Source organism: Pseudomyxococcus flavus (assembly GCF_050038885.1).
GTDB lineage: Bacteria > Myxococcota > Myxococcia > Myxococcales > Myxococcaceae > Myxococcus > Myxococcus flavus.
Window position 1 is genome coordinate 3,613,966 of record NZ_CP143624.1, and the last position, 13,558, is coordinate 3,627,523.

Sequence of the window (13,558 nt, forward strand, 5' to 3'; positions counted from 1 at the left end):
TCCCCCGGGGCGTGCCCTGCCTCGAACCCGGCGTCCATCTTGGACCGGGGCTGCGCTCTAGAGGAAGAGGGGGCTATGCGCCGGAGGCGTCTCGCGTCTGCGCCTCGATGCGCGCTTTTTCCGAGATGATGAGATTCCGGACGTGCTCACGCAGGGCGGGCACGTCTTCGAACGCGCTGGGGTCCACGGGGGGCATGACCTGGACGTGGCAGCGGGCGGTGGTGTCCAGCACCAGGCCATGCTTGGGCAGGGTACGCGCGGTGCCGGTGAGGACCACGGGGATGACGGGGCAGCGCTGCTTCATGGCCAGCACGAAGGCGCCATCCTTGAAGGGCTTCACGTTGCCGTCGGACGAGCGCGTGCCTTCGGGGAACATGAGGATGGGCACGCCGCGCGACAGCCAGTATTCGCACTGGGCCATCATCTTCGCGATGCTCGCCTTGTCTCCGCGCACCAGGGGGACATAGCGGTTGAACCGCATGTTCCAGCCGATGAGGGGCAGGTTGAAGTTCGACGCCTTGGAGACCCACTTGAAGGGACGGTAGAGGCCGAAGAGGACCAGGATGTCGCCGAGCGACTCGTGGTTGGACACGAGCACCGCCGCGCCCTTCCAGGGCAGGTGCTCGCGGCCGTCGACCTTCAGGTGCCAGAGCGGGTTGACGTAGAAGTAGAGCTGCGCCCAGAAGCACGAATACAGGTGCAGGATGCGCCCGTTCCGGTCGAACGGCAGCGTGACGGCCCAGACCAGGAGGGCGCCCACGAAGAGCACCGTGCTGGAGACCACCAGAAACGCCCAGAAGACGATGGAGAACAGGAGTCGGATGGCGCGGCAGTGTGCCACAGGCCCGTGGCTTGTGGGCCTGTACTTGGCGGTGCCGCGGCGCGGTGTCTTGGCCTGAAGCTTCGGGCGAAGGGACTCCGGCACCGCTTCACCCAGCGTTCGAGCCGCATGGCGGACGGAAAGTCAGGGGCTTCCGCGCTGGGCGCATCGGGCGAGCAGCGCCGAGAGAATAGGCTCGGCATGTGTCCACAGGAGCGCGCCGCCCGCGTCGGGTTCCAGGTGGAGCCGCGCGGTGGGGATTCTCCGGGCGAGCGTCCGCCCCTGGTCGGGCGAGTGGACCGTGCTCGTGTCGAGGCCACCGTACCAGAGGTCCACGGGCACGGTGAGCGCCTCCAGCTCGAAGGGCCAGCGAGACATGGCCAGCACCGTGTCCCGCGCATAGCCCGCCGCGCCCTGCGCGAAGCCCTCCTCCAGGGCGCGCCGGTACGCCTCGGCGAAGCGCGGCTCGGTATACACGGCGCGGTCGGCCTCGCAGCTCATGCCGATGACCATGTCCCACATCATCTGGACGCTCATCCCCGCGAAGAAGGCCTCGGCTCGGGCGGGCTCCGTGGCGGTGAGCACCACCAGCCGCGCGACGTCGGGATGGCGCAGTCCCCGCAGCGCCGGGTGCGCCAGCTCATCTCCCCCCGAGACGATGGCGGCGCCCTCCACGACCCGAGCGGCCGCGCAGGCGAGCGCGAACGGCGCGCCCTGGGAGAACCCCACCGCGAGCAGCCCGCGCAGCTCCCGAGCGGCGGAGAAGTGCTGGACGTCGGTGGCCCAGTCCAGGAGGTTGCGCCGAGGCGCGGGTGTGGAGGCTCCCAGTCCTGGTCGGTCGATGGAGATGAGCCGGACGCCCTGCCTCCTGAGCGCGTCCGCGCCGAAGCCCAGCCAGCGGCTCGTCGCCGCACCCGGGCAAAGCAACACGGGCCTGCCGTAGGCGGAGCCCCACTCGCTCCATCCCAGCACGCGGCCATCGGGCAGCGGCGTCGTCCCCAGGCGCTCGGGGCCCTGCAAGTCGGTCGTCGTCATGTCGCGGATGGTCGAGGCCCTGGAGGGAGCCTGACACGGCCTCCATGGCACTCAATACGTTCCGAGCACGCCGTCCTGGCGGCAGACCTACCCGGCCTTCAGCACGGGCACCGGGAGCGGGGGCTCGCTCGGGGGGACGTCCAGCGCCTGCACCCGGGCGCCCTCGGCGGCGAAGGCGTCGCGAAGCCAGGGGTGGCACGTGAAGGCGATGACCTGCTGGTGCTCGGAGAGCTTCGCCAGCAGGTGGATGGCGCCGCGCGCCCGCTCCGGGTCGAAGTTCACCAGCACGTCGTCCACGATGAGCGGCAGGGCGCCGCGCGTCTCGCCGAAGTCGCGCACCACCGCCAGCCGGAACGCGAGGTAGAGCTGCTCGCGCGTCCCCCGGGAGAGCTGCGCCGCGCTCCAGTCGCGCTGGCCATCGCTCACGCGCAGCTCGCGCTCCCCGCCCGAGGGGATGAAGACTCGCGGGTAGCGGCCCTGGGTGAGCGCGGCGAAGTGCTCCGAGGCGAGCTGCACCACGCGCGGCTGCTGCTCCTCCTCGAAGCGGCGCCGGGCCCGCGCCAGCAGCGCGAGCGTCAGCCGGTCCGCCGCGTATTGCTTCGCCAGCTCGGCGGCCCTGGCCCGCAGGGACTCCTCGACGATGCGGAGCTTCGCCAGCGCGTCGTCGTTCTCCCACTGCTCCAGCTGGTGGCGGAGCGCCCCGCATTCCGTGAGCACCACCTTCTGACGCTCCTGCGCTTCGGCCAGCTTCCCGCGCAAGGCCTCCAGCTCCGCGCGCAGGCCCTGCTCGCCGCCCACGTCCATGAGCGCCTGCCGCGCGGACGTCTCCGACAGGCCCGTGCGCGCCTCGATGCGGTGGGACAGCTCCCGCGTCCGGCCCGTGAGCTCCGCGTACCGGCGGGCCTGCGCCGCCCGGCGCCGGAAGGTCTCCTCGTCGGCGCTACCACCCTCGGCCAGCAGCGTCGCCAGCGCCGCCTCCTCGTCATGGCACAGCCCGTCCAGCCGCGCCTTCTCCGCCCGCAGCTCGGCGCGGCGCTCCTCCAACGTCCGGCGCTCCAGGCTCCGCGCGCGCTCCTGCTCCAGCGCCGCGGCCACCCGCGTGGCCACGGGCTCCAGTACGCTCGCGTCCAGGACAGGGGGCTCCGCGGGGGGCGCGACGAGCCCCGCCGCCACGGCCTCCGCCCACAGGCGTGACGTCACCTGCTCACAGGCCCCCGCGTCCACCGCGAGCGCCGCTTCCTCCGCGCCCACGTCCAGCAGCCGCTGCCGCAGCGCCGCCGCATCCCGCCACAGCGTCAGCGCCGCGGACGCGGCCAGCGTGGGCGGGAAGCACCGCGCGGACAGGTGCGTCGCCAGCTCGGCGCCCAGCTGCCCCTGCCGCGACTCCGCCTCGCCCACCGCCTCGCTCGCACGATGCTCCTCGCGCAGGGCGGCGGTGTGCTCGGCGCGCAGCTTCTCCTGCTCGCGTTCCAGCAGCTCGCGCCGGCCGGCCCGCTCCAGCGCGTCCGCCAGCGCTGCCTCGCGCGCCGCCATGTCAGCGGCCGTCGCCACCAGGTTCAGCCCGGCCTCGGCGGCGGCGGCCAGCAGCTCGCGGTGCAGCAGCTCCTCCCGCGCCGACAGCGCCAGCAGCGCCGAGCGCAGCCGCTCCTCCTCCTGCTGCCGCCAGCGCTGGCGAGCCCCCTGCGCCGCCACGTCCGCGTCGCGCGCCGCCTCCACACGGCGACGCGCCAGCTCCAGCACGCCCGTCAGCAGCAGCCCGCCCACCAGGCACAGCGCGCCCACGGTGTTCCCCGCCAGCAGCCACGCCGTCACCGCGAGCGCCACCGCCACCACCGCGACGGCCGGGACCCACCAGATGGGCAGCACCGCCGCGGTGACCTGCGGCTCGCCTTGCGTGCGGACGCTCTCGAACTGCCGGTGCAGCTCGGCGCGTTGCTCCGACAGGCGCTCCATCTCACTGCGCACCGCGCGCAGCCGCCCCAGGCCGGCCTGCTGCTGGCGCAGCTGCGATGTCCGCTCCTGGGGCAGCGTCGCCAGCTCCGCGTCCACGCGCGCCAGCGCGCCGTCCAGCCGCTCCCGCTCCGAGACGGCCCGCGCCCACGTGCCCTCCGCCTCGCGGTGCGCGGCCTCGGCGGCGCCCAGCCGCAAGGCCAGCTCCTCCAGCGTCACGCGGACGCTGGCGCTCAAGTCCAGCGCGAGCAGGCCGGGCCCATCCACGGGCAGGCCCAGCTCTCGCAGCGCCAGCTCCACCTGCCGTTGCTTCTCCGCCAGCGCGGCCCGCCGGGAGGGCAGGGCGCGCAGCAGCACCGCGCGCTCGGTGTACGCCGACAGCGCCAGGCCCAGCGCCTCCTCGCGGCCACGGACCCCCGAGGGCGCGGCCAGCCGCTCCAGCCCGGCGTCCACCGTCGCGAGCCGCTCCGCCAGCCGGGCCCCTTCCGCGCGATGGGTCCTGCGCCGGTTCAATCCTTCCTCCAGCCGCGACTCGCCCGCCTCGGGGAACGTCTTCAGCACGGGCAGCGTCATCAGCTCGGCCCTGGCCTGCGTCAGCGCCGCCACGTCCCCCAGCGCCGCCTCCAGCCGCGTCAGCCGCTCCAGCCCGGCGCCCATCTCCAGCAGGTCCGCCTCCAGCACCCGCTGCTCCTCGACGAGGGCGCCCAGCCGCGCCTTCTCCGCGAAGTAGCGCGCGGGCCGGTCGCCTTCCTGCCGCAGCCGCGCCTGCACGTCCTCGAGCGCCTTCAGCGTCTCGTTGAGGGACGGCTTCACGCCGTTGGGCTTGTAGATGCCCTCGGTGCTCTTGCGCAGCTGGTCCATGACCTCGGGCAGCCGGCGCGCGCCGCGCATGCTGGCGGCGACGAGGGCCTCGGAGGCGCCTCGCTGCTCGGTGAGCCGCTCGAAGCCGGCCAGCTCATCCAGGCGGAAGGCGAACACGTCGAAGAACAGCTCGCGCGACACGTGGGCCAGGGCACCCTCCAGCCACTCCTTCGACAGCTCCTGCCCCTCCGCGTTGTGCACCGACAGCTCGCCTTCCGACGCGCGCCGGCTCGCGATGCGGCGCACCCGCAGCGTGCCGCCGCTGGTGGACAGCGTCAGCTCGCCACCGAAAGCGCCGCCGTGGGCCGGCTCGTACCGCTCCGGCTGCCCGCGCTTCTCGAAGCCGAAAAGCATGCTGCGCAGGAAGGCCAGCAGCGTGCTCTTCCCCGCCTCGTTGGGGCCATACAGCAGGTGCAGCCCCGGACCCAGCTCGCGCGTGAGGCCCGAGAAGCGGCCGAAGCCCAGCACGTGCATCGCGTCGATGCGCAGCCCGGGTTTCATGAGGACTCCTCCTCGTGCAGCGACTCCACGCCGCGCAGCCCCGCCTGGACCATCCACTCCGCCCGCGGCGCCTCCAGCGCGTCCACGCCCAGGCGCTTCAGCCGCTGGCTCAGCGTGCCCAGCGCCTCCTCCTCCCAGAGCCGCGCCAGGGCCTCCGGGTCCTCCGCGAGGAACCCCACCTCGTCCAGCAGCGTGCGCGCGAAGCCGCCGGCCGCGCACACCGCCTCCAGGTCCACCTCCGGACGACTGCCGTCGCGCAGCGACTCCAGCAGCACCGGAGGATGACTCCGCGCGAGCTGCTCGCGCAGGTCGTTCTCCAGCTGCGCCAGCGCGCCGGGCCGGGCCAGCTCGCGGTGCAGGGGGCCGCGGCCGGTGAGCATGAGCCGCACCGCATGCCCGTCCAGCTCCGGCGCGCAGCGCGACTCCACCACTTCCAGCGCGGTGGCCAGCAGGCCATCCAGCGTGCCGACGCCGGACAGCGGGACCTCCAGCTTGTGCCAGCGCACGCCGTCCACCGGCACGAAGCGGCGCCGCATGCCGCCGTCCTCCACCTCCACCAGCATGCACCCGCGCGGGCCCGTCTCGTTCGCGTGACGGCCCTGCGGGTTGCCGGGGTACACCGCCACGCCGCCGCCCGGCAGCGTGTGCTCGGCCCGCGTGTGCACGTGGCCCAGCGCCCAGTAGTCCAGCCCGCGCGAGCCCAGGCCCGCGGGGGTGCAGGGCGCATAGTTGGCGTGGCCCTCCACGCCGCCCAGGTTGGCGTGCAGCAGGCCCACCGTGAAGCCATCGCCGGTGCGGCGGAAGCGCGCGGACAGGTCGTCGCGCACCTCCACGTCGGGATACGAGATGCCCTGCACGCGGCACAGGCGCCGGCCCTCGCGCTTCACCTCCACCTCTTCCCAGTCCGGGCCGAACACCTTCACCGACGCGGGCAGCCCCAGCGCGCCGGTGTCGCCGCTGAGCGGGTCATGGTTGCCGTGCACGATGAAGGTGGAGATGCCCGCCGCGTCCAGCCGGCCCAGCTCGCGCCGCAGCGCCAGCCGCGCGCGCACCGAGCGGTCCTTCATGTCGAAGAGGTCCCCGGCGAGCAGCAGGAAGGCCACCCGCTCGCGCAGGCACAGGTCGGTGATTCGCGTGAGCGCGCGGAACGTGGCGTCCTGGAAGCGTCCGAGGAGCGGCCCCTGGGTCGCGACGCCCCGGAAGGGCGTGTCCAGGTGCAGGTCGGCGGCATGAACGTACTTGAAGGGCATGGCGCGCCACCCACCGTACCCGATGCGGCCAGGTGACCCGACTTTCCGGTCCGGACGCTCGGTCGCTGGCCGACAGCAACCCCTCCCTTTGTTCCCGGAATGCGTCGAATCGCCGCCACACGGGGTGTGGTGGCCAGGACAGAGCCACGTTCCCACGGGGCGTCTCACCCGGAGCGGCGAGCCCCACCGGTCAGGTTGCCCGTGCGCGGGTCATGACGCGGACGGAGCCCAGGAACCTCCCGGGCCCCGCCGAGTCCCCGCAGGTTGCCCAGCGCGGCGCGACTACTGGCCTTCGGGGCTCTGCGTGCCCGTGTCCATGCCGCGCTGGTCCTGGTTCATCATGTCGGAACCGGAGCCGCCGGTGCCCGCGTCCATGCCCTGCATCTCCTGGCCGCTGCCGCCGGTGCCCGCGTCCATGCCCTGCATCTCCTGGCCGCTGCCGCCCGTACCGCCGGTACTTCCGGTACCGCCGCCGGTGTCGCCCATGCCCCCGCCCGAGGGGGGCTGCTGGCCGCCCTGGCCGCCGCCGCCCGTGCCTTCCTCCATGCCCGGGCTCCCCTGGCCGCCACGGCCCTGCTCCCTGCATCCCGTGATACCCACCACGGCGGCCACCGCGCCCAGCACCATCCAACGCTTGAGAACCTGCATCGCGATTCCTCCCTGAGTAGCGACTTGCCCAAGGCTGGGGCCGGTCCTCCCGTACCGCACCCCGCCCTTTCGGCCGTTGCGTGTGACTGTTCAGGCAGCGGCCAGCCAGGCAGGCGCCCGCAGTCCCTCGCGGCGCTGCTCGCGATGTCAGGCGGGCCGGCGGAGCACGAGCAGCGCGTACTCCAGACCTCCGTCCATCAGCGCCTGTTGCAGGCGCAGGTGCTCGCGGCTGGATTCTCCGCGGCCGGCCTGCGCCAGCGCGCGCAGCGGGTGCTGGGTGGGGGAGGCGGACGCGCGCTCGTGGACCAGCAGCTCCAGCGTCAGCGACCAGAAGCCCACCACGCGCGAGGACACGTCGTCGCGCACCTCCAGCTCCAGCCCCGCGGCGTGCGCGGCGGACAGGTATTCGTCGACCGAGCCGATGCGTGTGCGCCAGTACCGGTCGAAGGGCGCGGCCAGCTCCGAGCGGCCCAGGAAGCAGTCGGCGATGGCCACCACGCCTCCGGGCTTGAGCAGCGTCCGCGTGCGTCGGAACCATTCGGCGCGGGGCAGGTAGCAGGCGCTCTCCACCGCCACCACCGCGTCGAACGCGGCGCGGCCCGGCACCGCCAGCGCGTCGCAGAGCAGGGGGCGCACGCGCGTGCCCACGCCCGCGGCCTCCGCGAAGCCCTGCACGAGCGCCACGTGCGAGGGCACGTTCGTCACCGCCGTCACCTGGGCCCGATGCTCGGTGGCCCAGAAGAGCGCGCCGCCGCCCAGGCCGCAGCCCACGTCCAGCACCTCGCCGCCGTCCGGGAAGCGGCCCACGGCGCGCGCCAGCTCCACCAGCATCGCCTCCTGCGCGGCGTGGACGCTCGCGCGCAGCGCCTCGGGCGGAGCGCCCGGCGGAGGCAGCACGTCCACCAACCCGGAGTGGTAGTGCACCCGGGGGCCGGGCCCGTATCGCTGGAGCAGCCGCTCCGTCTTCGCCTCGTAGTACGCGCTCACCTCGTCGCGTCTCCACTCGGGTTCCACGGCTTCGGCCCTCATGATTTCCCCTCCGGCAGCATCGGTTCGATGCGGCGCAGCGCCGCGTCCAGGCAGCGCAGGTCCTGGCGGCGCAGTGACTGGGTGGCCGCCCGGGCCCAGTCCACGATTTCATGTCGGTCCGCCTCGGGCATGCGGGTGAAGCGCACATCGCGCGAGCGGATGTCCTCCGCCACGTGCGCCGCCACGCCCAGCGCCCGGCCCGCGGCGGCCGCGCGGGGCTCCAGCACCGTGCCCGCCCACAGCACCTGCAGGTACGCGGCCCACTGCTGGCCAGCGATGCCCTCCGCCACCTGGCGGAACAGCGGCGCCGTCCACTCGCGCGCGCGCACCTCCAGCGCCTGCGGACCGGCGGCCACCGCCAGGGTGCGGACGGCCTCCTCCAGCACCGGGCCCGGCAGCTGGGCCTGCGCGCCACACAGCGTGGCGAAGGCCAGGTTCTGGAGGATGAACTGCACGCACGGCCCCACGCGGACGGGCGGGTCGTGGTACGTGCACTCGCCGTCGATGAGGTCGTCGGCGAGGTTGCCCGCGCAGAAGCTCAGGAAGAGCCCCGCGCCCCGCGCCAGCAGGGCACTCCGAGGCAGCCCGGCCTCCGCGCCCGCTTCATAGAAGAGGGCCAGCGGGCCCGGCTGCGCCGCCTCCATCGCCGCGAGCACGTCCCGCTCGGACACCTCCGGCAGCGCCAGCCGGCGCAGCGCGCGCAGCGACTCCTGGTACAGGGCTCCTCCGCTCATGGGTACTCCCTGGGAAGGACCATGCGCAGCACGGCCCCGCCTCCGGCCGCGTTCTGCCGGTGCAGCATGCCGCCGCTGGCGCGCAGCAGGCACTCGCTGGTGTAGAGGCCCAGGCCCGTCGCGTGGGCCTTGCTGGTGTAGAGCGCCTCCGCGGGCCGGCTGAGCTGCCCGGGTGGGAAGCCCGGCCCGTCATCGGTGATGACGACCTCCAGGCGCCCGCTGAGCGGCTCCACGCGCGCGTGGATGTGGACCCGCGCCGCGCCCTCCTCGCCGTCGCCCTCGCAGGCGTTGAGCACCAGGTTCTCCACCACCCGCCGCAGCGTGGGCGCGCCGCCGCGCATGAGCGCGCGCAGGGGCGCGGCGGGCTGCTCCACCTCCACCTGGATGTCCACGTCCGGGAAGCGCAGGCCCACGCTGGCCTGCACCGAGTCCAGCACCGGCGCCAGCTCCACGGGCTCGGGCTCCGTGCCGGCGTGGCGGCGGCCCTTGGTGCGGGCGTCCGTCACCGTGTCCCGGATCCGCGCCAGGCTCTGGTTGAGCCGCCGGAGCAGCTCCTCGAACTCGGAGCGGCCCGGCGCGAGGCGAGGGGCGCCCAGCACGGCCAGCATGTCCGCCGCGCTGCCCGCGGCCATGAGGGCGTTGTCGATGTCGTGGTGGTAGCCGAGGATTTCCGCCAGCGCCTGCGACAGGCGGCCCACGTCGCGCTCCTGCTGCTCCAGCAGCTGGGCGTGCACGGCGGCGCGCAGGCGCTCCGCGTCCGCGCGGGCCCGGTCATGCTGCACGGCGAAGGTCCCCAGGTACAGCTCGGCGGTGAGCGCCGCGGGCCCGATGACGCCGAAGAGCGCCAGGTGCTCGTCGCTGCCGCGCAGGGGCAGGGCCAGGCCCAGCGCCACCGCGGTGCCCAGCGCGAGGAAGGGCTGGCGCGGCGTCACCCGGTGCAGCCGGCCGTGGAAGGCGGTGGCGAAGAGGAACAGCGAGGCGATGACGGCCGCCCCCGGCAGCGCCGACAGCGCCATCAGCGCGGCCAGGAAGAAGTGCATCGCCGCCACGCCGGCGGCCAGCCACACCCAGCCCCAGGGCTCGATGCGGCGGCGCCGCCGGTGGACGAGCGAGAAGAGCACACCACTGGCCAGCATGGGCACGGCACACAGCAGCGCCGTCCCGAAGTGGATGCCGAAGAAGCTCCGCGCGCCCGGGGCCCAGGCCGCCATGGCGAGCATGCCCGGCACGAAGGCGCACAGCGCGAGCCACGGGCCCAGGCCCGAGGCGGCCATCACCTCTGCGGCGTTCTGGGCGCGAACCCATCGCCGGAACGAGGCCAGGACGGCCTGGCGCCCGGCGGTGCGCGCGCTCATACGGTGGCGGAGAGGGTGTCACCCGCCTCCGTGTCCAGATGGGCGGACTCCACGGTGACGCGCTCGGCCCGGAGGTTCAGCTCATGGACGATGTCCGCGTTGCCACGCCGGAGGACGTGCACCGCCACCTCGCCGCCCGCGAGCACGTGGTGGAGGGCCTCCAGCACGGGCTGGAGCGCGGGGTTGAGCACGCGGGCGCCCAGCGGGCCTTCCATGGCCCCCAGCTGGTGGCTGCGCGACAGGTAGTCCGCCAGCGCGCTGGCAGGCAGGGGCTCGGCGCGCGGGGTGCTTTCTTCCGGTCCGATGACCCGGGGCCGGGTCCGGACGGGCGCGGGTGCACCCGTGCGGGCATCCCAGCGCGGTGGACATTCTCGTCGCGTGCGAAGCGGATGAAACCGTATTTCTCGGACTCTTGGATTCATGCTGGCTCCCCCCGGGGCCTGGCACAGTCGTTTCACCACCGAGCAAAGCGAACGGTCCCAAGTCCCGTCAAACTCCTGGCCGGGCGAGTGTTGTCCAGCGTGTTCTCCTCACCCTGCGGGGCAGGAGGGTGGTACGGGGTGGACAGTGGGCGAGGTGGAAGAGGTGCGCGGTATGTCTCGAGTCTTGACCCGTCCGGGCCCCGTGACGGTGGCTGTCCTCACGCTGCTGGTGGCGATGACCTCCATCCAGACGGGAGCCTCGCTGGCCAAGCGTGTCTTTCCCGTGCTGGGCGCCTCGGGCGCGACGGCGCTGCGGGTGTTCTTCGCGGCGCTCATCCTGGCGGCGGTGTTCCGCCCCTGGCGCCAGCGGCTCTCCCGTAAGGACTTGCAGGCGGTGGCCATCTACGGCGCGGCGCTGGGCGGGATGAACCTGACCTTCTACCTGGCGCTGGAGCGAATCCCGCTGGGGATTGCCGTCGCCATCGAGTTCACCGGGCCGCTGGCCCTGGCGCTCTTCTCCACGCGCCGGCCGCTCGACTTCGTGTGGGCGCTGCTGGCCGTGGCCGGCATCCTGCTGATTCTTCCGCTGGCCGAGACGTCGCGGGCGCTGGACTGGATGGGCGTCTTCTGGGCGCTGGTGGCCGCCACGTGCTGGGCGCTCTACATCCTCTTCGGCCAGCGGGCCGGAGGCGCCGTCCACGGGGGCACGGCGGCGTCGCTGGGCATGTTCATCGCGGCGTTGCTCGTGCTGCCCTTCGGCGTGGCGCACGCGGGAACGAAGCTGCTGGACGTGACGCTGCTGCCCATCATCCTGGGCGTGGCGGTGCTGTCGAGCGCGCTGCCGTACTCCCTGGAGATGTACGCGCTCAAGGCGCTCCCCACGCGCACGTTCGGCATCCTGATGAGCCTGGAGCCGGCGCTGGCGGCGGTGTCGGGGCTCCTGCTGCTCGACGAGCGCCTGTCGCTGGTGCAGTGGGTGGCCATCGGCTGCATCATCCTCGCGTCCGTGGGCAGCTCCGCGACGTCTCGGAAGGCGGCGGAGGAGAAGGCGGCGCCGGCGTGACGGCGGGCGGTGATGTCCGGTGCTGGATGGGACGAGGCTCCCGCGCCCGTGCGCCCCGGGTGGCGCGGCGCCGCGCGCGCCCCCAGGCCCTCTTCGGGCTCGCAAGGGGCGCGGCGCCGCGCTAGAGGACGGCCACATGCGTGACCGAATCCTGGCCGTGCTCCGTCAGCTGGCCCAGACGCCCGAGCTGGAGGCGCGCTGGCTGCACACCCTGTCCCTCATGGAGTTCATCGGCGCGCGGAAGATTTCGCGCACGGTCGCGGACCGGCACCCGTCGCTGGAGGTGCTGGGCCACCTCGCCGACGAGACGCGCCACGCGTTCGCGTTCAAGCGCCTGTCCGCCGAGGTGGCCGGCGCGGAAATCACCGCGTTCCTCTGCCCGGAGGCGGCGGGCCGCTACTTCCAGGCGCTGGACCACGAGCTGGCCGCCTGGGCCACCGCGTTCACCGGCGCGCCGGACGTCTACCTGCACTACCTGCTCACCACCACCGCCATCGAGCGGCGCGCGATGGTGCTCTATCCGCTCTACAAGGCGGCCTCGCGCCACCCGGGCGTGCGCGAGGAGCTGGGGCGCGTCGTCACCGAGGAGCAGAGCCACCGGCGCACCATCGAGGACGCCTGCGTCGCGCGCCTCACCGCCGTGGGCGCCACGCTGGAGGCCGCGCTGGCGCTGGAGGAGCGGCTCTTCACGGCCTTCATCGGCGAGCTGGAGGCCGTCGTGGCGCGTGAGGCCGGTCCGGCGGCGGCCTTCGCCCCGACGGCGGTGGAGGACGTGGCGACGGGCGCGGCGAAGTAGCGCGCGGGTCCGTGGGCGGCCTTCGCCCCGACGGCGGTGGAGGACGTGACGACGGGCGCTGCGAAGCAGCACCGCGGGCCCGTATCCATGGCTCGCGCGCCCATGCCGCGCGCTGCCAGGCGAGGTGCGCCACGTCGGGGCCCCCGCGTGCCGGCCACGTGACTACAGCGCGTCGTCGCCTCCGCCGGGCGCGCCCGTGCCATGCGCGCCCGAGAGCACCAGCGTGCCCTCCTTCAGCTCCGCGCGCAGGTTGCGTGCCTTGCGCGCCCGCTTGCGGCTGAGCTCCACGCCCACCGCGTCCAGGCCCAGCGCGTTGGCCACGGCCAGCACGGTGCCGTGGCCACAGAAGGGGTCCACCACCGTGCGCGTCCGCGTGTGCTCCATGAGGAAGCGGCACGCGATGAGGCAGGCCTCCACGCCCATGCCGCGCGTCCACGTCACCTCGCCCGCCTCCGGCATGACGTCCGGCGTGGACTTCGCCATGTCCACGCGCACGCCGCGCGAGAAGCACAGCATGTGGGAGTACGCGGGCCGGCCGAACGTCACCGTCCCGGGCGGCCGCCGGCACACCACCTTGTGCCAGAGCATGTCGACCCCCGCTTCCTCCGCGGCACGCGTCACCAGGTAGCCCTTGTCCACCCAGGTGCCCGCTTCCTTCACGTCCGTCTGGTAGAAGATGGCCACGCCGTCCGGGGGCACGCGCGAGAGGAGCAGCCCGGCCGCGCGGATGAACCACGCCTTCCACTCCGCCAGCGAGAGCGACGGGAACTCGGACAGGTCCGGCAGGGATGCGATGGCCGAGCACCCCTCCAGCACCGGCTGCGCCTCCAGCCACGCCAGCGCGTCCTCGCAGTACACCGTGCGCCGGGGCTCCCGCCGCGTCGCGTCCCTGCCACCTTCCCGTTCATCCACCATGAGGCCGCGGAGTCTGCCAGAGCGCCTGCCCACGCTGCTGGAGCGGTGACGGGACGCATACCCCGGGTGCGCCCTGGCGCACTGCATCGCGCCCTCGCTCCGGCCGCACTCTCCGCGTAGGTGGTAGCCAACCGCCCAAAACCATGGCTTGCTAGAGGTTCCACGGATTTCTACAATCC

Annotated in this window: 12 protein-coding genes; 2 read left to right on the plus strand and 10 right to left on the minus strand. The window is 73.7% G+C overall.

Annotation, left to right across the window (positions count from 1 at the left end):
• Nucleotides 1-73: 73 nt before the first annotated feature.
• The 9 genes from VZL07_RS15120 to VZL07_RS15160 form a co-directional block, all read right to left on the minus strand.
• On the minus strand, nt 74-769 hold the full coding sequence (locus tag VZL07_RS15120) for a lysophospholipid acyltransferase family protein (RefSeq protein ID WP_426757292.1): 696 nt from the start codon (nt 767-769) through the stop codon (nt 74-76).
• Between the two features lie 195 nt (nt 770-964).
• A complete protein-coding gene (locus tag VZL07_RS15125) occupies nt 965-1,855 on the minus strand; it encodes an alpha/beta fold hydrolase (protein ID WP_426756241.1) in 891 nt (296 codons plus the stop codon).
• 87 nt (nt 1,856-1,942) lie between these two features.
• Nucleotides 1,943-5,167: an AAA family ATPase gene (locus VZL07_RS15130; RefSeq protein WP_426756242.1), complete on the minus strand. Its 3,225-nt coding sequence runs from the start codon at nt 5,165-5,167 to the stop codon at nt 1,943-1,945.
• Complete coding sequence (locus VZL07_RS15135) at nt 5,164-6,417, minus strand: metallophosphoesterase family protein (RefSeq protein ID WP_426756243.1); 1,254 nt, start codon at nt 6,415-6,417, stop codon at nt 5,164-5,166. Before VZL07_RS15135 ends, VZL07_RS15130 begins: the two co-directional genes overlap by 4 nt.
• A gap of 282 nt (nt 6,418-6,699) precedes the next feature.
• Nucleotides 6,700-7,065 (minus strand): hypothetical protein, encoded by a 366-nt coding sequence (locus VZL07_RS15140; RefSeq protein ID WP_426756244.1) that lies wholly within the window; start codon nt 7,063-7,065, stop codon nt 6,700-6,702.
• Nucleotides 7,066-7,212: 147 nt separating this feature from the next.
• Nucleotides 7,213-8,094 (minus strand): SAM-dependent methyltransferase, encoded by an 882-nt coding sequence (locus tag VZL07_RS15145; protein WP_426756245.1) that lies wholly within the window; start codon nt 8,092-8,094, stop codon nt 7,213-7,215.
• Entirely contained in the window at nt 8,091-8,828 is a 738-nt protein-coding gene (locus tag VZL07_RS15150) for a hypothetical protein (protein ID WP_426756246.1), read from the minus strand. Before VZL07_RS15150 ends, VZL07_RS15145 begins: the two co-directional genes overlap by 4 nt.
• Nucleotides 8,825-10,183: a sensor histidine kinase gene (locus tag VZL07_RS15155; protein ID WP_426756247.1), complete on the minus strand. Its 1,359-nt coding sequence runs from the start codon at nt 10,181-10,183 to the stop codon at nt 8,825-8,827. The genes VZL07_RS15150 and VZL07_RS15155 overlap by 4 nt, the downstream gene beginning before the upstream one ends.
• Complete coding sequence (locus VZL07_RS15160) at nt 10,180-10,398, minus strand: hypothetical protein (protein WP_426756248.1); 219 nt, start codon at nt 10,396-10,398, stop codon at nt 10,180-10,182. The genes VZL07_RS15155 and VZL07_RS15160 overlap by 4 nt, the downstream gene beginning before the upstream one ends.
• Before the next feature lie 379 nt (nt 10,399-10,777).
• Here VZL07_RS15160 and rhtA point away from each other — a divergent pair, with 379 nt between their 5' ends.
• Both rhtA and VZL07_RS15170 read left to right on the plus strand, forming a co-directional pair.
• Nucleotides 10,778-11,668 carry a threonine/homoserine exporter RhtA gene (gene rhtA, locus VZL07_RS15165; protein WP_426756249.1) on the plus strand — a complete coding sequence of 297 codons (891 nt, stop codon included), beginning with the start codon at nt 10,778-10,780 and terminating at the stop codon, nt 11,666-11,668.
• A gap of 136 nt (nt 11,669-11,804) precedes the next feature.
• Entirely contained in the window at nt 11,805-12,464 is a 660-nt protein-coding gene (locus tag VZL07_RS15170; protein ID WP_426756250.1) for a hypothetical protein, read from the plus strand.
• Between the two features lie 162 nt (nt 12,465-12,626).
• On the opposite strand, the gene VZL07_RS15175 is transcribed toward VZL07_RS15170, so the two are convergent.
• Complete coding sequence (locus tag VZL07_RS15175; RefSeq protein ID WP_426756251.1) at nt 12,627-13,379, minus strand: SAM-dependent methyltransferase; 753 nt, start codon at nt 13,377-13,379, stop codon at nt 12,627-12,629.
• Nucleotides 13,380-13,558 lie beyond the last annotated feature (179 nt).